Genomic DNA, 18,584 nt, shown 5'->3' on the forward strand with positions numbered 1-18,584 from the left:
CACGAAAGTAATCCTTTAAAAAAAATAAACTTTTACCATTTAAGTTTTAAAAGAAAAATGGGTGCATAGCTCAGCTGGATAGAGCACCTGCCTTCTAAGCAGGCGGTCGAAGGTTCGAATCCTTCTGCGCTCACAGTAAGCCGCTGATTTTTTCGGCGGCTTATTTATTTTAAACCTTTTTTCTATTTCTTTCTTTTCTCGTCAAATCTGAATCAACTTTGCGAAAATGCAATTAAAACGCAATTCCGAAAATTGCGTATTCCGCAAATTTAGCTTACCTATTTTCTGAATAAAAACTAAAAGACGTTTCGCAATCGTTATAAATTGGCTAAATTCGCAACCAAATTAATCAACAACAATATCATGAGTAAAAAAGTGGTTATCGTGTCGGCTGTGAGGACGCCAATCGGAAGCTTTATGGGTGCTTTATCAACAGTACCGGCTCCAAAATTAGGCGCTGCAGCAATTAAAGGCGCATTAGAAAAAATCAATTTAGATCCTGCTTTGGTGGATGAAGTCTTGATGGGAAATGTTGTCCAGGCCGGTGTTGGCCAGGCTCCTGCCCGACAGGCAGCCTTGTTTGCAGGTTTGCCGAATACCGTTATTGCAACTACTGTGAACAAAGTTTGCGCATCGGGAATGAAGGCTGTGATGCAGGGTGCGCAGGCCATCATGAATGGCGATGCTGAGATTGTTGTTACGGGCGGCATGGAAAACATGAGCCTGATTCCACATTACGTACATTTAAGAAACGGATACAAATTCGGCCCGGCTTCGATGCTTGACGGCATGCAGCGCGACGGCTTGTCTGACGCTTACGACAACAACGCAATGGGAGTTTGCGCTGATGCCTGTGCGACCGAATACAACATCACCAGAGAAGACCAGGACAGATTTGCGATCCAGTCGTATGACCGTTCGGCGAAAGCCTGGGACGCAGGAAAATTTGACAATGAAATCGTTCCGGTTGCCGTGCCGCAAAGAAAAGGCGATCCGATCATGGTGACGAAAGACGAAGAATATACGAATGTAAAACTCGATAAAATTCCAACGCTGAACCCGGCATTTACAAAAGACGGAACCGTTACGGCAGCAAACGCTTCAACTATTAACGATGGCGCTGCGGCACTTGTTTTAATGAGTGAGGAAAAAGCACTGGCTTTGGGTTTGAAGCCGTTGGCGTACATTAAAAGCTATGCTGATGCGGCACAGGAACCAAAATGGTTTACCACGACTCCGGCGAAAGCATTGCCAAAAGCTTTGGATAAGGTCGGAATGACTTTAAGCGATGTGGACTTCTTTGAATTCAATGAGGCATTTTCAGTAGTTGGTTTGGCCAATGCACAGATTTTGGGATTGGATAATGCTAAGATCAATGTCAATGGCGGCGCAGTTTCTTTGGGACATCCATTGGGTGCATCTGGCGCACGCATCATTGTGACTTTGCTGAATGTGCTGGAACAGAACAATGCTAAAACCGGAGCGGCGGCGATTTGCAACGGCGGCGGCGGCGCATCGGCAATTGTAATCGAAAGGGCTTAATTTTAGCAGGAAGCCCTAGCCCTGATTGTAGCGTTATCCTTTTGTGTAGCAAAGCGGAACAAAAGATATAGTGGAAAGCAGGATAAAGCTCCTAAAAAAACAAAATAAAATGTTGGGTTCTAAATGCAGAATGAAGTAACTTTCGTTTCGATTTGGGATTCAGCATTTTTTTCAAAATTTAAAACAACCTTGATGTTCGGGATTTGTAATTTGGCCATTATTCCTTTGCGCGCTGAGGCCAGCGACCGCAGCGAAATTGTTTCACAAGTGCTTTTTGGTGAGCATTTTGAGGTGCTGGAGCAGCAGAAACAGTGGACGCGGATCAGTCTGCAATATGACAATTACGAGGGCTGGATTGATACGAAGCAGTTTCGGGAAATTTCAGAGCATGCATTTGGGCAATTGTCGGAAGCGGCGGTTGTTTTAAATTCGGATCTTGTGGAATATGTCGCTGCGCCCGATAATTTACTGATGCCGATTCCGCTTGGCGCTTCGCTTTCCTTTTTAGATAATAGTGAAATTAATGTGGAGAATTTTGGATTTGAAGGATTGAAAATCAGCGGTAAAAAACCGAAGTCAAACCTCATCAATACCGCTTTTATGTATTTGAATGCGCCGTATTTATGGGGCGGAAAAACACCTTTCGGGATTGATTGCTCAGGTTTTACCCAGATGGTTTACAAACTGAATGGGTATCATTTGCTGCGCGATGCGTCGCAACAGGCGACCCAAGGTGAAGCGTTAAGTTTTATTGAAGAAAGCGAGCCCGGAGATCTGGCGTTTTTTGACAATGATGAAGGCCGGATTATTCACGTTGGAATCATTATGGATGACAATTACATCATTCACGGCAGTGGGAAAATAAGGATTGACAGATTGGATCATTTGGGAATTTACAATGCTGAAATAAACCGGCATACGCACAAACTCAGGGTTATTAAAAAGATCATTTGATATTTTTAATAACGATTAGATACACGATTTACGAACGCGATCACGTAAACCTGAATAACACAATTAAAACCATGCGCTTATCTCAAGAACTTATAACAAAAAAGCCCGAAATTACTTTCGGGCTTTTTCTTTGGAAACAAAATGATTATTTCCCCAATTTTGCTTTGAGCGCTTTTTTCTTGTCGGTCATTTCAAGTGCGCCGTAAACGTTCATTAACGTCGTTCCAACATCTGCGTTCTTTGGATCAAGCTCAAAAGCTTTTTCCAGGTATGGAATGGCTGATGTAAACAAATCGTTTCTTTGTTTTTTCAACACTTCGTAGCGTTTGTTGTCTTTTTCAGAAGTACCAAGTTTGTTCATTTCGTCGATGAGTTTTTTCTCACCGTCTAATTTCATGATCGCAAGGTTGAGATACGCGTTAGTGTAATCCGGTTTGATCGCGATGGCTCTTTTGTAATAATCCTCAGCCGTTTTCGTGTCGGTTTTGGAAGAGATCACACCCAGATTGTATAGCAAATCGGCATCATTTGGATTTTTCGCCAATACCTGATCTACGCTTTTTTTGTAGTTTTCGTAATCTTTGAGTTCAAGAAAAATATTCGCTTCAGCCATGATCAGGGAAACATCGTCAGGGTTTTCAGTACGCGCCTGTGCAAGTGCTGCTTTCGCTTCGTCAGTTTTTCCTTTTTGGATTAGGATCAATGCAATATTCTTGTAAATCTCTCCTTTTTTAGAAGCTACTTTTTCGTCTCGTGATGCAGAATATAATTTCAGTCTGACTTTGTTGTCACGATCCGTTTTTGCAGCAGCATTGTTTCCGAAATATTCTTCCTGGTCTGAAATGGCGTTTTTCGCATAATAATTTGTGCCTTCGCCTGAATAACCGGATTTTTTTAGCTCTTCATAATAGCTGAGCGCACGGTCATAATCTTTATCTGTTACAGCGTAACTTGCAGCATAATATAATTTTTCGCTGTCGGTTTTATCGAGTTCGTAAACCGTGTAAAGCAAATCTGCCGCCAGCTTATTGTTGTTCTTTTTACCTTCTTCAACTGCAGCATCAATCATTTGAGATTTAACCGACGCTAAAGCTACTTTGGATTCTTCGGAATACTTTGATTTTCCTGAAACTTTTTCAACAGTCAGCACTTCCTGATATGCTTTTGCAGCAGCCGAAAGATTTTTGGAAACCTCGATTTTTTTAACCGCCAATTCCTTGAAAGCATTTCCTTTTACGAAATTGTATTGTGCTTTTTCAGCATCGGTTGCGTTTGCAATCACGCCTTCCGCTTGTTTAAGCTGATTGACTGCTTCTGCCGGATTTCCTCCTTTTAATGCTTTTTCAGCAGCTTTGATCTGGTCTTTCTGGGCAAAACCTGCCGCAGAGATCAGCAAAGCCGACGCCAATATGACAAATTTATTTTTCATGTGAGTGTGTTTAATTAATTATTCTTCTGTTGTGTCTTCTTCAGTTTCATCTGAGTCGTCTTCTGTAGCATCCGACTCTTCATCAGTTTCTCCCAATGCTTCATCTGAATCAAAATCTGCCGAATCTGATGACGGAATAGGAACTGCGGTCGGGCTGATAATGTCCCCATTTTCGTCCAATTGCACTTCAGCAACTTCTTCTTCTTTCATCACTTTAGTCACCGCTGCAATCGAATCGTTACCCTTGATGTTGATCAAACGAACACCTTGCGTGGCTCTTCCCATGACGCGCAAATCTTCAACGGCCATTCTAATGGTCAGGCCAGATTTGTTGATGATCATCAAATCATCAGCATCGGTTACACTATTGATTGAAACGAGTTTTCCTGTTTTTTCGGTAATATTTAAAGTCTTCACTCCTTTTCCGCCACGGTTTGTAACGCGGTATTCGTCAAGGCTGGAACGTTTTCCGTAACCATTTTCGGCTACGACCAAAATTTCACTGTTCATATCGTTGACAGAAACCATTCCGATCACTTCGTCGTTTTCGTCCTGCAAAGTGATTCCGCGAACGCCTGAAGCGGTTCTTCCCATTGGGCGGGTTTTGCTTTCTTCAAAACGTACTAATTTTCCGGATTTTACGGCAACCAGAATCTGGCTTTCCCCATTGGTTAATTTTGCTTCTAACAATTCGTCGTCTTCGCGGATGGTAATTGCTGCAACACCATTGACACGCGGACGTGAATATTGTTCCAATGACGTCTTTTTCACCTGACCTTTTTTGGTCACCATAATCACGTTGTGCGAATTGATGTAATCGGCGTTTTTAAGATCCTGAGTACAGATGAACGCTTTGACTTTGTCGTCGTTTTCAATATTAATCAGGTTTTGGATCGCGCGGCCTTTGCTGGTTTTGCTTCCTTCAGGGATTTCGTAAACGCGCATCCAGAAACATTTTCCTTTTTGCGTGAAGAACATCATGTAGTTGTGGTTGGTCGCCACATACATGTGTTCGAGAAAATCGGCGTCGCGGGTTCCGGCACTTTTTTGTCCCACTCCACCTCTATTTTGGGTTTTGTATTCGGATAATGGCGTTCGTTTGATATAACCGGCGTGTGAAATCGTAATCACCACATTTTCATCGGCAATTAAATCTTCGATGCTGACATCGCCACCTGAATATTCGATTTGTGAACGACGCTCATCTCCATATTTGTCACGGATCTCGATCAATTCATCTTTAATCAATTGCATTCTGAGTTCTTTACTTGCTAATAACGCTTTCAAGTGTTCGATGGTTTTCATGATCTCATCGTACTCAGCGCGCAATTTGTCCTGCTCTAATCCGGTTAATTGACGCAGACGCATCTCAACAATGGCACGCGATTGAATGTCGGACAATTTGAAACGCTCCATCAATTTCTCGCGGGCTTCATCGGTATTTTTCGAACCACGAATGATCGCGATTACTTCGTCAATATTATCCGAAGCAATGATCAAACCTTCTAAGATGTGTGCGCGTTCTTCAGCTTTACGCAATTCAAACTGTGTACGGCGAACGACCACATCATGGCGGTGCTCTACGAAATAGTGAATTAAATCTTTAACGTTCAGCATTTGCGGACGTCCATTGACCAATGCAATGTTGTTCACACTGAAAGACGACTGCAGCTGCGTAAATTTATATAAGGTATTGAGTACTACGTTTGGAACCGCGTCGCGTTTTAAGATGTACACGATTCGCATTCCATTTCTGTCCGATTCATCGCGGATGTTGGCGATGCCTTCTATTTTTTTGTCGTTGACAAGGTCGGCTGTTTTTTTGATCATTTCAGCTTTGTTGACCTGATATGGAATTTCTGTTACGATGATTGACTCGCGGCCATCGACCTCTTCAAAATTCACTTTGGCACGCATGACGATTCTTCCGCGGCCGGTTTTGAATGCTTCCCGAACACCTTCGTATCCGTAAATCACGCCGCCTGTTGGAAAATCGGGCGCTTTGATGTGCGTAATTAATTCATCGATTTCGATGTCGTTGTTGTCGATGTAGGCTAATGTTCCGTCAATGACTTCGGTAATGTTGTGCGGCGCCATATTGGTCGCCATACCCACAGCAATTCCCGATGATCCGTTAATCAATAAGGTTGGAACACGCGTTGGCATGACCGTTGGCTCATATAATGTATCGTCAAAGTTCAATTTGAAATCGACAGTTTCTTTATCGATATCTGCCATTATGTCCTCTGCCATTTTTTTCATCCTGGCTTCAGTATATCGCATCGCTGCCGGGCTGTCACCATCTACTGATCCAAAGTTACCCTGGCCGTCGATCAACATATAACGCAAACTCCACTCTTGCGCCATACGAACCATCGCGTCATAAACCGATGTATCGCCGTGCGGGTGGTACTTTCCTAAAACTTCACCGACAATTCTTGCGGATTTCTTGTGTGCTCTGTTTGAAAAAACTCCTAAATCATACATTCCGTAAAGTACCCTTCTGTGCACCGGTTTCAAACCATCGCGTACATCAGGCAGTGCCCTTGACACAATTACTGACATCGAATAATCGATGTAAGCTGATTTCATTTCGTCCTCTATGTTAATAGGAATTAACTTTTCTCCGTCAGACATATTATATAGTTGGTTTAAAATTATTCTAGTTAAAAAATCCTGCTAATATAACCTTTCTCGAACTTTTTTCGTATGTTAGTTAAGATAAATTTATCTTGATTTATTAACAAAACGGCATTTGTTATCCTTAATAAGTTAATATATATTTAACGCGGATTATGGTTATTTTTTTGTCACTTAGCCTGACAGCACGATTAATGAGGAATGATTTTTGCCAATGCGGGCCAAACAACATTAATTTTACATTACCAAATATAAATATGGATGATAATTTTTCACCAAGAGTCAAAGATGTAATTACTTACAGTAAAGAAGAAGCCCTTCGTTTGGGTCACGACTTTATTGGAACGGAACACTTGATGCTTGGGATTTTACGCGACGGCAACGGAAAAGCCATCACCATCTTAAACAACCTGTCAGTCGACCTGGAACATTTAAGGCGGAAAGTGGAAATACTGAGCCCAGCAAACCCCAACATCACAATAAGTAACGAAAAGAAAAACCTGCATCTCACCCGCCAGGCGGAACGCGCTCTAAAAACAACATTCCTGGAAGCTAAGGTTTTCCAAAGCACCTCCATCAGTACCGCACATTTGCTATTGTGCATTTTGAGAAACGAAAACGATCCTACAACCAAGCTGCTGAACAAGTTGAAAATCGACTACGACACAGCTAAAGAACAATACTTAAATATGACGCCAAACGAAGATAATTTTATGGAAAATCTTCCTAAAAACGAGTCGTTCAATGACGATCCGGGACAGGATGACAGCCTGAAAGAAGGCAGTTTTAATAATCCGGCTAACAAATCTAATAAGAAATCAAAAACTCCGGTTCTGGATAATTTTGGACGTGACTTAACGGAAATGGCCGAAGAGGGAAAATTAGACCCTGTCGTAGGCCGCGAAAAGGAAATCGAACGGGTTTCGCAAATCCTCAGCCGACGCAAAAAAAACAATCCTTTATTAATTGGTGAACCCGGAGTTGGTAAATCTGCCATCGCTGAAGGTTTGGCTTTAAGAATCATTCAGAAAAAAGTATCGCGCATCTTGTTCAATAAACGCGTCGTGACTTTAGATTTAGCAAGCTTAGTGGCCGGAACCAAATACCGCGGGCAGTTTGAAGAAAGAATGAAAGCCGTGATGAATGAACTTGAGAAAAACGACGACATCATTCTATTTATTGATGAAATACACACGATCGTTGGTGCCGGTGGCGCTACGGGTTCGCTTGATGCTTCGAATATGTTCAAACCTGCTTTGGCAAGAGGCGAAATCCAATGTATTGGTGCAACGACTTTGGACGAATACCGCCAATATATTGAAAAAGATGGTGCACTCGAAAGACGTTTCCAGAAAATTATTGTAGAGCCAACTTCTGTTGAGGAAACAATTACGATCCTGAATAACATCAAAAACAAATACGAAGACCACCACAATGTCACTTATACACAGGAAGCGATTGAAGCTTGTGTAAAGCTGACCAACAGATACATGTCTGAACGTTTCCTTCCTGACAAAGCGATCGATGCTTTAGATGAAGCCGGTTCACGCGTGCACATTACCAATATTGAAGTTCCGAAACAAATTCTTGATCTCGAAAGACAATTGGAAGAAGTTCGCGAACTCAAAAATTCAGTAGTTAAAAAACAGAAATACGAAGAAGCTGCGAAGCTCAGGGATGATGAAAAACGCATCGAAAAAGACCTTGCTATCGCGCAGGAACAATGGGAAGAAGATTCCAAATCAAACCGCATTCAGGTGACTGAAGACAATGTGGCCGATGTGGTTTCGATGATGACCGGGATTCCGGTAAACCGTATCGCACAAACTGAAAGTAATAAATTAGCCATTCTCCCACAACTTATTGAAAATAAAGTCATTGGACAAAAGGAAGCGGTTTTAAAAATTGCACGTTCCATCCAAAGAAACCGTGCGGGACTAAAAGATCCGAACCGCCCGATTGGTTCGTTTATTTTCCTTGGACAAACTGGTGTTGGTAAAACCCAATTGGCCAAAGTTCTTGCGAAAGAATTGTTTGATTCAGAAGATGCATTGATTCGTATTGACATGAGCGAATACATGGAGAAATTCGCAATTTCAAGATTGGTCGGAGCGCCTCCTGGATACGTTGGTTATGAAGAAGGTGGACAATTAACTGAAAAAGTACGCAGAAAACCTTATTGTGTTGTTTTATTAGATGAGATCGAAAAAGCGCACCCGGATGTTTTCAATATGATGCTCCAGGTTTTGGATGACGGATTTTTAACCGATAGTTTAGGACGCAAAATCGACTTTAAGAATACAATTATCATCATGACTTCGAACGTCGGAGCGAGACAACTCAAAGATTTCGGTCAGGGCGTTGGTTTCGGGACGGCTGCTAAAACGGCACAGGCTGACGACAATTCGAAAAGCATTATTGAAAATGCATTGAAGAAAACCTTTGCTCCTGAATTCCTGAACAGAATTGATGACGTAATTGTTTTCAATGCACTCGAAAAACACGATATTGATTTAATCATTGAAATAGAACTTAAAAAACTGTATGCAAGAATCCATGAATTGGGTTACACCTTAAACTTGTCTGACAAAGCGAAAGCATTTATTGCCGACAAAGGTTTTGACCGACAATTTGGAGCGCGTCCGTTAAAAAGAGCGATCCAGAAATACGTCGAAGATGCGCTAGCAGAAGAAATCATTACATCTAAAATTGGTTCCGGAGACGAAATCTATATGGATATTGAGGACAATGCAACCGAACTCAATGTAAGCGTTCGAAAAGAAGAAAAACCTACTAATTAAGTAGTTTTCAAAATATTCCAAAAACAAAAACCTGCCCCAAAAAGGCAGGTTTTTTATTTAATGTTAACAAGGTGTAAAATTCGAAGTAATTCTGGACAATCGTAATAAAAAATAAGTACTTTCGATCTCTGTTAATACTACTTTTAATGTCACAGAACAAAGTCATACTCGGCAGTGAAGAATGGTTTTCCTTCCCCGATCTCGGTATTCCAACGATAAAAGCGCGTGTTGATTCGGGCGCGAAAACATCGGCATTACACGCCATTAATATTGCGCCATTTGTACGCGAAGGCAACAATTGGGTCAAATTCGACATCAATCCGATCCAGAATAATTTAAAAACGGTGATTCATTGTGAAGCGCCGTTAATTGACAAACGCATTGTGAAAAGTTCCAGTGGATTTCGCGAACAGCGTTATGTCATTCAAACCACATTAGATATTGGCGACACCAATTGGACAATCGAAATGACTTTGACCAATCGGGATTCCATGGGTTTTCGGATGTTGCTTGGACGTGAAGCGATGAGCGGGCGCGTTTTGGTAGATCCGGAACAAAGCTATTTATTGGCAGCACAACCATCAACGGATAAGCTTAAAGAGATCTACCAGAATTCTGAAAAAGCGGAAGGCGGACTCCGAATCGGCTTATTGGCAAGCAATCCAGACTTGTATTCGAACAAACGCATCATGGAAGCCGGGGAAATTCGCGGACACCAAATGGAATTTCTCAACATCAAGGAATGTTACATGAAACTCGATGCGACCAAACCTGAAATTCATTATCGCGGCGGTAAAATCCTCGACAAATTCGACGCAATTATTCCGAGAATACGCCCCAGCATTACTTTTTACGGTTGTGCTTTGACCAGGCAATTTGAAGGAATGAAAGTATTCTGCTTAAATTCGTCTACAGCCATAACGCAATCGCGCGATAAATTATACTCGCTTCAGTTATTGCTGAATCACGGTGTCGATATTCCAACAACAGGATTTGCAAATTCACCATTAGATACTGACGATCTGATCAAAATGGTTGGTGGTTCGCCATTAATTGTAAAATTATTGGAAGGCACACAGGGAAAAGGTGTCGTTTTGGCAGAAACTAAAAAAGCAGCCGAATCGGTGATCAATGCATTCAAAAGCTTAAATGCCAATATTCTCGTGCAGGAATTCATCAAAGAAGCCAACGGAAAAGATATTCGTTGTTTTGTAATTGACGGTAAAGTCGTTGCCGCAATCCAGCGTGAAGCGCTTCCGGGAGAATTCCGTGCAAACATTCACCTTGGCGGAACAGCATCTGTCATCCGCCCGACGGCAGAAGAAAAACGCATCGCGATCAAAGCCGCAAAAGCCATGGATTTAAAAGTGGCCGGAGTCGATATTATCCGATCTTCAAAAGGGCCGTTATTACTGGAAGTCAATTCTTCACCAGGATTAGAAGGAATCGAAGGCGCGACAAACAAGGACATCGCCGGAGAAATGATCAAAGCCATTGAAAAAAACCTAAAGTATAAAATATAGATTTCGCATAAATTATTAATTGAAATGAATCCCTACCTCGATATTGTCATCCGAAGTGTTTCTGTGTATTTTTTTATGGTGATCGCCTTGCGGATATTCGGCAAGAAAGAACTTTCCCAGTTGAACACAACCGATGTCATTTTGATTTTACTGATCAGCAATTCGGTACAAAATGCGATGGTTGGTACCGATACGAGCCTTTGGGGCGGATTGACCGCTGCCGCCGTGTTGTTCCTGATCAATTTTATATTGAAGAAGGTCTTGTTCAAATACAAAAAACTTGGAAGTTTACTTGAGGACAAACCCGAGATCCTGATTCACAACGGAAAACCCGATTATAACGTATTGAGCCGCCTTGGCATTACGCACGACGAGATGATGGAAGCTGCTCATGAACACGGTGTCGAACATCTGACTGACATCAAACTCGCAATCCTTGAAATGGATGGAAACATCAGCATCATTTCAGGAGATAAAAATTTAAAGCAAACGCATTACAAAAGAAGAAGAAACCGCAAGAATCTTACTACAATGTCGTAGTTTGTATTGATATTGTTGTTCAAAACAAAAAAAGCCCCGGTTACCCGAAGCTTGAATCATTATTACCAACATCTAGATTGACCGCAGTTTAATCGTATAGTTTGCGGTTCTCGCATTCACATTTGATGCCGTAAACTTCAATACCCCAATATAATGCTTCTCGCCTCTGGAAGTTTCAAAAAGAATCGGGCGTTGCAATTGCGATTGCGTTCCTTCAAACGCCACGTAGGGCAATGTGGCGTTGATTCCTTCAGCGAACGCATCAAAATCTGCATTGGTTTGTACCGCATCGAAATTTGTCTTGCTAAAATCCCAGTAACGAACAATGTTCCTTGCATTCCAACCTGCATAAAGACTAAAATCCTGCCAGAGATCGGCAGAACCGCCGTTGGTGAAAAATATAAAATCATCGTCCGGGCTGACTAAATATTTCTGATCTGGCGTCATGGCACGTGAACCCCAGGTCAAATCAATATTGCCTGTGTTTGCAGCGCCTTCGCTAACTTTGTACACTTTTCCTGTTGTGAGGTCGAGAAAACATTTGGGATCTGCACTTTGCGATTTCAGATAAGCCATTTCGATTGTGCCCGAAAATACCAATACGGGAGAATTAATCGTTACCGAAACTTCAGTGTTGTCGCTGTCATCGCTGCTACAGGAAATCAATATTGCCGAAAGCGCCAGCATCAGATAAATTGCATTTTTTTTCATGATGTCATTTTTTTAAGTTGTTGTGTCCAATTTTGCAATTCGTTTTAATTACAGGACAATAGTACGACAACACCCAAAAGGAAGAAAGCTGAAATATAGCAACTGTTGCATCTGATAAATTAACAGCAGGAAATGTCCGGTTATTTTTCACACGGAAATTTGCGCCAATAAAAAAGCGGCTTCCGCAAACAAAAGCCGCTTTCTACTCAAATCTATAATTTTATGCTCCTGAATCATTCATCGGCTGGTCATCGGCAGAAGAATGATTGGTATAAGACTCATACTTTCTATTTCCGAATTGCTGATGGTGTCGGCGTTCCTCCATGCCTTTTTCTACAATGTCATTTCCGGATACATCACGATCAAATCCCAAATCTGTTTCTTCGGTTCCGTCACGGCGATCGGTTCTTTTTTGCTCGTTGGCATTCAAATCATCCCGATTTTGCATGCCTTTATCATTTGTTTCCATAGTTGCGTTTTTTTAATAATTGTATTTAAAGTTACAAAAATCAAAATTTGGACGAAACCTTTTTGGCGAAAAATTAGCATTGTAAATTACGATCAAAATAAAAAATCCCAGCATTATTGTTGGGATTTTTGTTTGGATATTAAGAAAGCAATTCTTCCTCTATATGAAAACTGTCCAAAAATAGCAATGTATTCTGGATGTCATAATGCAAAATGCGGTCTTCTTTGACAAATGGCACTTCCGTGCGATACGATTTTATAAACGTTTCGATAAATTCTGAAGATTGCAATGGACGGCGGAATTCCAGTGCCTGCGAGGCGTTCATCAATTCTATCGCCAAAATACGCTCCAGGTTTTCCATTACTTTTAAAGCTTTTGTCGCAGCGTTTGCGCCCATGCTCACATGATCTTCCTGTCCGTTTGAAGAAACAATACTGTCGACACTTGCCGGGGTTGAAAGTTGCTTGTTCTGGCTGGCGATGCTCGCTGCGGTATATTGCGGAATCATGAAACCTGAATTCAGTCCGGGATTGTCTACCAAAAAAGCAGGCAATCCGCGCAAGCCCGAAATTAACTGGTAGGTTCGTCTTTCAGAAATACTTCCCAATTCAGACAAAGCAATTGCTAAAAAATCTAAGGCTATAGCCAATGGTTGTCCGTGGAAATTCCCGCCTGATATGATCTGGTCGCTTTCATAAAACACATTCGGGTTGTCAGTGACCGAATTGATCTCGGTCTTAAAAGTTTTCTTTACATAATCGATCGCGTCTTTCGAAGCGCCGTGAACCTGCGGAATGCAACGAAACGAATATGGATCCTGTACATGCTGTTTTTTCTGGTCAATGATCTGGCTTCCATCCAAAAATTCATTGACGCGGTTTGCCGTAACAATCTGTCCTTTATGCGGGCGAATCAGATGGATCAGTTCATTGAAAGGCTCTTTTCTTCCGTCAAAAGCTTCGAGTGAAATTGTTCCAATTAAATCGGCCAGATATGAAAATTTACAGGCGCGAATTAAAATGTGCGCCCCATAAGCGCCCATAAATTGTGTTCCGTTCAATAAAGCCAAACCTTCTTTGGATTTGAGTATGATAGGCTGCCAGCCGAAATGATCCAAAACATCCTGAGACTGGATTTTCTTGCCGTTAAAATACACTTCACCTTCGCCTAACAACGGCAATGATAAATGGGCCAATGGTGCCAGGTCTCCCGAAGCACCAAGCGAACCCTGGGTATAAATCACTGGTACAACATCGTTGTTATAAAAGTCGATCAAACGTTCAATTGTAGACAATTGGATGCCCGAATAACCGTAACTTAACGATTGGATCTTCAGCAAAAGCATCATTTTTACAATGTCCTGCGGTACTTCGTCACCAGTTCCGCAAGCATGCGATTTCACAAGGTTTTCCTGAAGTTTGGACAAATTTTCATTTGATATTTTGATGTTGTATAACGAACCGAATCCTGTGTTGATGCCGTAAATCGGGTCTTCATGGGATTCCATTTTCTTGTCGAGATAATCGCGGCATTTTTCAATATTGGAAGTCGCTTCTTCTGATAAAGCCAGTTTTTTATGATGCCCGATGATTTCCTGAAGGTCTTCAAGTGAAAGCACATCGGTACTGATGTAATGTGAATTGTCCATTTATTGTATTGATTGGTGCGCCAAAATTCCGATAATGATCACTGATATGCAAGGTTTGTTAATAATATTTAAAATAATATTAACCTTTAAATTTATTGGCTACTTTTGGGCTGCAACCAAAACAATTCACATGAGAAAACTTATTTATTTATTTGTACTTTTTGCTTTTTCTACTTTGGTGGAAGCCCGCGAAACCATTACCATTTCTGGAAAAATTACCAATACGACCGACGCAAAAATTGTCATCCGCGGTGAATCTTTTTCTAAAGATATTATGCTAAAACCCGATGGTTCTTTTTCGGAAACCTTTCCAATCGAATACAACGGCAGTTATTTATTGGCTACCGAACAAAACCGAAGCACGATTTACCTCGGCAAAGGCACAAAACTGAATGTTTCTGCCGATGACAAGGATTTTTACAAAACCATCAAATACACTGGCGCAGGAAGTTTGGAAAATCAATACCTGATTGAAAAATCATTGATTCTGAATAGCGTGCCAAATGAAGAATTATTCCGATTGAACGAAAATGATTTCCTCAAAAAAATCGTTGAAATCAAAACTGCTATCCTTGCAAAATACAATGCCGCGACATTTACGAATGCTGATTTTAAAGCAGATGAAGCCAAGAGCATCAATTATCTGGAGCAGGTTTATTTGGTGAACTATCCGTCGTACCATCAGCATTATGCGAAGCTTGAAAACTTCAAGGCTTCTGACAGTTATCCAAAATTCGACCAAAAAACAGACCTGGATAATGAAAACGACTACTTATTTTCAAATGCTTACAAGCAACTGGTCAATGCAAAATTCAATGAAAATGTCGAAAAGCAACTCACGCCAAACGACCAGTTCATGTATAAATTTGCGCTTCCGGAAATGAAAAAATACAAAAGCCAAAGCATCAAAAACGGCTTGGCGCAAGCGCTCGCTTACGAAATCAACGCCAGCAATCCAGATGCAACATTATTGTATAACGATTTAATGGCTTTATCGACAAGCGAAAAATTCAAAACTGACATTACCGAAAAATACAATAAAATCAAGTCTTTGTCAAATGGAACGCCTTCACCAAAATTTGATTACGAAAACCACAAAGGTGGCAAAACTTCACTTGAAAGTTTCAAAGGAAAGTATGTTTACATTGATGTTTGGGCAACCTGGTGCGGGCCTTGCCGTCAGGAAATCCCATCGCTACAAAAAGTCGAACAGCAATATGAAGGCAAAAACATTGAATTTGTAAGCATTTCCATTGATGCCAAAAGAGATTATGACAAATGGAAAAAACTTGTTACCGATCAAAAACTCGGCGGTACACAATTGATTGCCGACAACGACTGGAATTCAAAATTTGTGAAAGATTATGCCATTGACGGCATTCCGAGATTCATCCTCGTTGGGCCCGATGGCAACATTGTAAATGCCGATGCACCGCGCCCATCCGATCCGCAACTCATTAATTTGCTGACCACTTTAAAAATATAGTAAACGAAGCCCTTTAAATAAAGGGCTTTTTTATGCAGTTATTTTTACATATTGCACAATCTGTAATACATTTTGATTTAATATCTTCTATTTACAAGCCAGATTCCAAAAGTTTTTAAAATATTCGCAAAAATTTCACAGACGCTTTTATTTTTTAAAAAAACGCCTAAATTTGAAAAATCTCATGTCAAACAAAAACACTATATATCAAATCTCCATGACTGCCGCGACTTCGGCTGTGTTTACTGTTGGCACTACAGGCACTACTACAACCCCGTAGGGGTAATCAATTGTACATATCATCCCGTTACGTGCTTTTTTCGAAAGAAAAACAAAACATCCATTTGAGCTTTCAGAACAAAAACAAACTACAATGAACGTATTAAAATTTGGCGGAACTTCCGTAGCCAACGCAGAAAACATCAAGCTTACCGCAAACATCATCGCCAAAAAAGCAAAAGAAGACCGTTTGGTTGTAGTCGTCTCAGCATTAAGCGGCGTAACCGATTTGCTGTTGTCTGCATCAAAAAAAGCGTCAGACAAAGATGCGGCCTATAAGGAAATTGTTGCCGAAATCGAAAAGAAACACTTGTTCGCGATCAAAGAACTGATTCCGGTAAATGATCAAAGTGCGATGCTGAGCCATGTAAAACGCATCATTAACCACCTCGAAACTTTACTTGACGGCTGTTTTCTTTTAGGTGAATTGTCAGACAGGACTTCAGATACGATCATCGGATTTGGAGAATTGCTTTCTTCATGTATTATTGCCGAAACTTTAAAGCAGCAAATTCCCGACGCTGCCTATAAAGACAGCCGTGAACTGATCAAAACCAACAACCAATTCGGAAAAGCAATTGTGAATTTTGCCGAATCCAATTTATTGATCCACAATTATTTTGATACGCACGATTCGAGCGTTACGGTCATTCCGGGATTTATCGCCTCGTCTTCCGACGGACACAATACGACTTTAGGCCGTGGCGGATCTGATTATACGGCGGCAATTGTGGCAGCGGCGTTGCATTCGAAACAACTCGAAATCTGGACAGATGTCAACGGAATGTACACTGCAAATCCGAGAATTGTAAAACAGGCGCATCCGATTGAAACGATTTCGTACCAGGAAGCGATGGAATTGTCGCATTTTGGAGCAAAAGTGCTTTATCCGCCAACAATTCAACCGGTTCTTAACAAAAATATCCCGATTCTAATCAAAAATACTTTTGAGCCTGAAGCTGAAGGAACTTTGATTTCGGCTACAGCCAAAGAAAGCGAGAATCCTGTAAAAGGCATCAGCCACATCGACAACATTACTTTGATAACGCTTGAAGGATCTGGAATCATTGGAGTTTCAGGTTCGTCAAAACGTTTGTTCGGGACTTTATCGAATGAAAACATCAATGTCATCTTTATCACCCAGGCTTCTTCAGAACATACGATTTGCATCGGAATCCAGAACAGCGACGCCGAAAAAGCAAAAATCGCAATCGATAAAGCCTTTGAAGTTGAAATCTCGCAAAGCAAAATCAATCCTTGTACGGTTGAAAAAAACCTCTGTATCGTGGCACTCGTTGGTGAAAGCATGAAAAACCACCAGGGTTTGAGCGGTAAAATGTTCAGTACTTTAGGGAAGAACAACGTCAACATCCGCGCGATTGCTCAAGGCGCTTCTGAACGGAATATTTCGGTCGTGATCAACGAACGCGATGTCAAAAAAGCCCTGAATACCTTACACGAGCGTTTCTTTGAAGACAATACGAAACAATTGAATTTATTCGTGATGGGCGTTGGAAATGTCGGTGAGAAATTCATGGATCAAATCCACCAGCAAAAGAAATTCCTTAAGGAAAACCGAAAAATCAACCTGCGCGTCATAGCGATTTCAAATTCCCGGAAAATGCATTTCGATGAAGACGGAATGCCGCTGAAAGACTGGAAGGAATCACTTGAAAACGGTGAAACTGCCGATAAGCAAACGTTTATTTCAAGGGTAAAAGCACTCAATTTGCGCAACAGTATTTTTGTTGATATTACTGCAAATGAAGAGGTATCAAAGACTTACGATCAGTATTTAGAAGAAAATATTGCTGTAGTTACCTGTAATAAAATTGCATGCGCTTCGGCGTATGAAAATTACAGCCACCTCAAAAATCTATCGAGAAAATTCAATGCACCATTTTTGTTTGAAACCAATGTCGGCGCCGGGTTGCCAATTATCGATACCTTGAAACACATGATCGCTTCAGGAGATAAAGTGCATAAAATACAAGCGGTTTTATCGGGAAGCTTAAACTTTATTTTTAACAATTTCAAAGAAAATAATAATTTTCATGACGTCGTAAAAGAAGCTGGTGTACAAGGATTTACCGAACCTGATCCGAAAATTGATTTAAGTGGCGTTGATGTCGCCAGAAAGATATTGATCCTCATTCGCGAAAGCGGTTACGAAATGGAAATTGAAGACATCGACAACGAATCGTTCCTTCCGAAAGAATGCCTCGATACCCAATCGGTTCCGGATTTTTTCACTTCATTAATCAAGCACGAAAGCCATTTCAATGCTTTGTACAAAAATGCTGTTGCAAAAAATTCGCGTTTAAAATATGTAGCAAAATTCGAAAACGGCAAAGCCAGCGTTGGATTGCAATTAATCGAGCCTTCACATCCATTCTACAACCTCGAAGGAAAAGACAATATCGTTTTGTTTTATACCGACAGATATGTCGACCAACCGCTATTGATCAAAGGTGCCGGAGCCGGAGCTGCAGTTACAGCATCCGGGATTTTTGCCGATGTCATCCGAATTGGAAATGTTTAAAAAGTAGTCAAGTAGTTGAG

General features: G+C 41.1%; 12 protein-coding genes and 1 tRNA gene. 8 read left to right on the plus strand and 5 right to left on the minus strand.

Going from position 1 to position 18,584, the window contains the following annotated elements; all coding sequences use genetic code 11:
- Positions 1-59 precede the first annotated feature (59 nt).
- From BLS32_RS13275 to BLS32_RS13285, 3 genes are all read left to right on the plus strand, one after another.
- Positions 60-133, plus strand: a tRNA-Arg gene (locus tag BLS32_RS13275).
- Positions 134-363: 230 nt separating this feature from the next.
- Entirely contained in the window at positions 364-1,542 is a 1,179-nt protein-coding gene (locus BLS32_RS13280; RefSeq protein WP_091396956.1) for an acetyl-CoA C-acyltransferase, read from the plus strand.
- A 192-nt stretch (positions 1,543-1,734) separates the two neighbouring features.
- Positions 1,735-2,496 carry a C40 family peptidase gene (locus tag BLS32_RS13285; RefSeq protein WP_091396959.1) on the plus strand — a complete coding sequence of 254 codons (762 nt, stop codon included), beginning with the start codon at positions 1,735-1,737 and terminating at the stop codon, positions 2,494-2,496.
- Between the two features lie 145 nt (positions 2,497-2,641).
- Here the strand turns inward: BLS32_RS13285 and BLS32_RS13290 are convergent, their stop codons facing one another.
- Positions 2,642-3,925: a tetratricopeptide repeat protein gene (locus BLS32_RS13290; protein ID WP_091396727.1), complete on the minus strand. Its 1,284-nt coding sequence runs from the start codon at positions 3,923-3,925 to the stop codon at positions 2,642-2,644.
- Between the two features lie 18 nt (positions 3,926-3,943).
- Complete coding sequence (gyrA, locus tag BLS32_RS13295; RefSeq protein WP_091396730.1) at positions 3,944-6,562, minus strand: DNA gyrase subunit A; 2,619 nt, start codon at positions 6,560-6,562, stop codon at positions 3,944-3,946.
- 260 nt (positions 6,563-6,822) lie between these two features.
- On the opposite strand from gyrA, the gene BLS32_RS13300 reads away from it, so the two are divergent.
- The 3 genes from BLS32_RS13300 (at position 6,823) to BLS32_RS13310 (ending at position 11,429) form a co-directional block, all read left to right on the plus strand.
- The gene (locus BLS32_RS13300) at positions 6,823-9,366 is read left to right on the plus strand and encodes an ATP-dependent Clp protease ATP-binding subunit (RefSeq protein WP_091396960.1); all 2,544 of its coding nucleotides are present in this window, start codon (positions 6,823-6,825) and stop codon (positions 9,364-9,366) included.
- A 146-nt stretch (positions 9,367-9,512) separates the two neighbouring features.
- Positions 9,513-10,889 carry a 30S ribosomal protein S6--L-glutamate ligase gene (gene rimK / locus BLS32_RS13305; RefSeq protein WP_091396734.1) on the plus strand — a complete coding sequence of 459 codons (1,377 nt, stop codon included), beginning with the start codon at positions 9,513-9,515 and terminating at the stop codon, positions 10,887-10,889.
- Between the two features lie 24 nt (positions 10,890-10,913).
- Positions 10,914-11,429: a DUF421 domain-containing protein gene (locus BLS32_RS13310; RefSeq protein ID WP_091396737.1), complete on the plus strand. Its 516-nt coding sequence runs from the start codon at positions 10,914-10,916 to the stop codon at positions 11,427-11,429.
- A gap of 72 nt (positions 11,430-11,501) precedes the next feature.
- On the opposite strand, the gene BLS32_RS13315 is transcribed toward BLS32_RS13310, so the two are convergent.
- The 3 genes from BLS32_RS13315 to hutH form a co-directional block, all read right to left on the minus strand.
- Complete coding sequence (locus BLS32_RS13315; RefSeq protein ID WP_091396740.1) at positions 11,502-12,140, minus strand: hypothetical protein; 639 nt, start codon at positions 12,138-12,140, stop codon at positions 11,502-11,504.
- Positions 12,141-12,360: 220 nt separating this feature from the next.
- Complete coding sequence (locus BLS32_RS13320; RefSeq protein ID WP_091396742.1) at positions 12,361-12,609, minus strand: hypothetical protein; 249 nt, start codon at positions 12,607-12,609, stop codon at positions 12,361-12,363.
- Between the two features lie 139 nt (positions 12,610-12,748).
- The gene (gene hutH, locus BLS32_RS13325; RefSeq protein WP_091396744.1) at positions 12,749-14,257 is read right to left on the minus strand and encodes a histidine ammonia-lyase; all 1,509 of its coding nucleotides are present in this window, start codon (positions 14,255-14,257) and stop codon (positions 12,749-12,751) included.
- A 130-nt stretch (positions 14,258-14,387) separates the two neighbouring features.
- Here hutH and BLS32_RS13330 point away from each other — a divergent pair, with 130 nt between their 5' ends.
- Both BLS32_RS13330 and thrA read left to right on the plus strand, forming a co-directional pair.
- On the plus strand, positions 14,388-15,743 hold the full coding sequence (locus BLS32_RS13330) for a TlpA family protein disulfide reductase (protein ID WP_170227580.1): 1,356 nt from the start codon (positions 14,388-14,390) through the stop codon (positions 15,741-15,743).
- Between the two features lie 373 nt (positions 15,744-16,116).
- Positions 16,117-18,564 (plus strand): bifunctional aspartate kinase/homoserine dehydrogenase I, encoded by a 2,448-nt coding sequence (thrA, locus tag BLS32_RS13335; RefSeq protein ID WP_091396751.1) that lies wholly within the window; start codon positions 16,117-16,119, stop codon positions 18,562-18,564.
- Positions 18,565-18,584: the final 20 nt, after the last annotated feature.

Origin of the sequence: Flavobacterium noncentrifugens, assembly GCF_900100375.1 — a bacterium.
In the GTDB taxonomy this organism is placed as follows: domain Bacteria; phylum Bacteroidota; class Bacteroidia; order Flavobacteriales; family Flavobacteriaceae; genus Flavobacterium; species Flavobacterium noncentrifugens.

Coding starts and splice junctions, on each gene's coding strand:
- gyrA (WP_091396730.1), bottom strand. CDS start 6,562: ATGTCTGACGGAGAAAAGTTAATTCCTATTAACATAGAGGACGAAATG.
- BLS32_RS13320 (WP_091396742.1), bottom strand. CDS start 12,609: ATGGAAACAAATGATAAAGGCATGCAAAATCGGGATGATTTGAATGCC.
- BLS32_RS13330 (WP_170227580.1), top strand. CDS start 14,388: ATGAGAAAACTTATTTATTTATTTGTACTTTTTGCTTTTTCTACTTTG.
- BLS32_RS13310 (WP_091396737.1), top strand. CDS start 10,914: ATGAATCCCTACCTCGATATTGTCATCCGAAGTGTTTCTGTGTATTTT.
- BLS32_RS13300 (WP_091396960.1), top strand. CDS start 6,823: ATGGATGATAATTTTTCACCAAGAGTCAAAGATGTAATTACTTACAGT.
- BLS32_RS13280 (WP_091396956.1), top strand. CDS start 364: ATGAGTAAAAAAGTGGTTATCGTGTCGGCTGTGAGGACGCCAATCGGA.
- rimK (WP_091396734.1), top strand. CDS start 9,513: ATGTCACAGAACAAAGTCATACTCGGCAGTGAAGAATGGTTTTCCTTC.
- BLS32_RS13285 (WP_091396959.1), top strand. CDS start 1,735: ATGTTCGGGATTTGTAATTTGGCCATTATTCCTTTGCGCGCTGAGGCC.
- BLS32_RS13315 (WP_091396740.1), bottom strand. CDS start 12,140: ATGAAAAAAAATGCAATTTATCTGATGCTGGCGCTTTCGGCAATATTG.
- thrA (WP_091396751.1), top strand. CDS start 16,117: ATGAACGTATTAAAATTTGGCGGAACTTCCGTAGCCAACGCAGAAAAC.
- BLS32_RS13290 (WP_091396727.1), bottom strand. CDS start 3,925: ATGAAAAATAAATTTGTCATATTGGCGTCGGCTTTGCTGATCTCTGCG.
- hutH (WP_091396744.1), bottom strand. CDS start 14,257: ATGGACAATTCACATTACATCAGTACCGATGTGCTTTCACTTGAAGAC.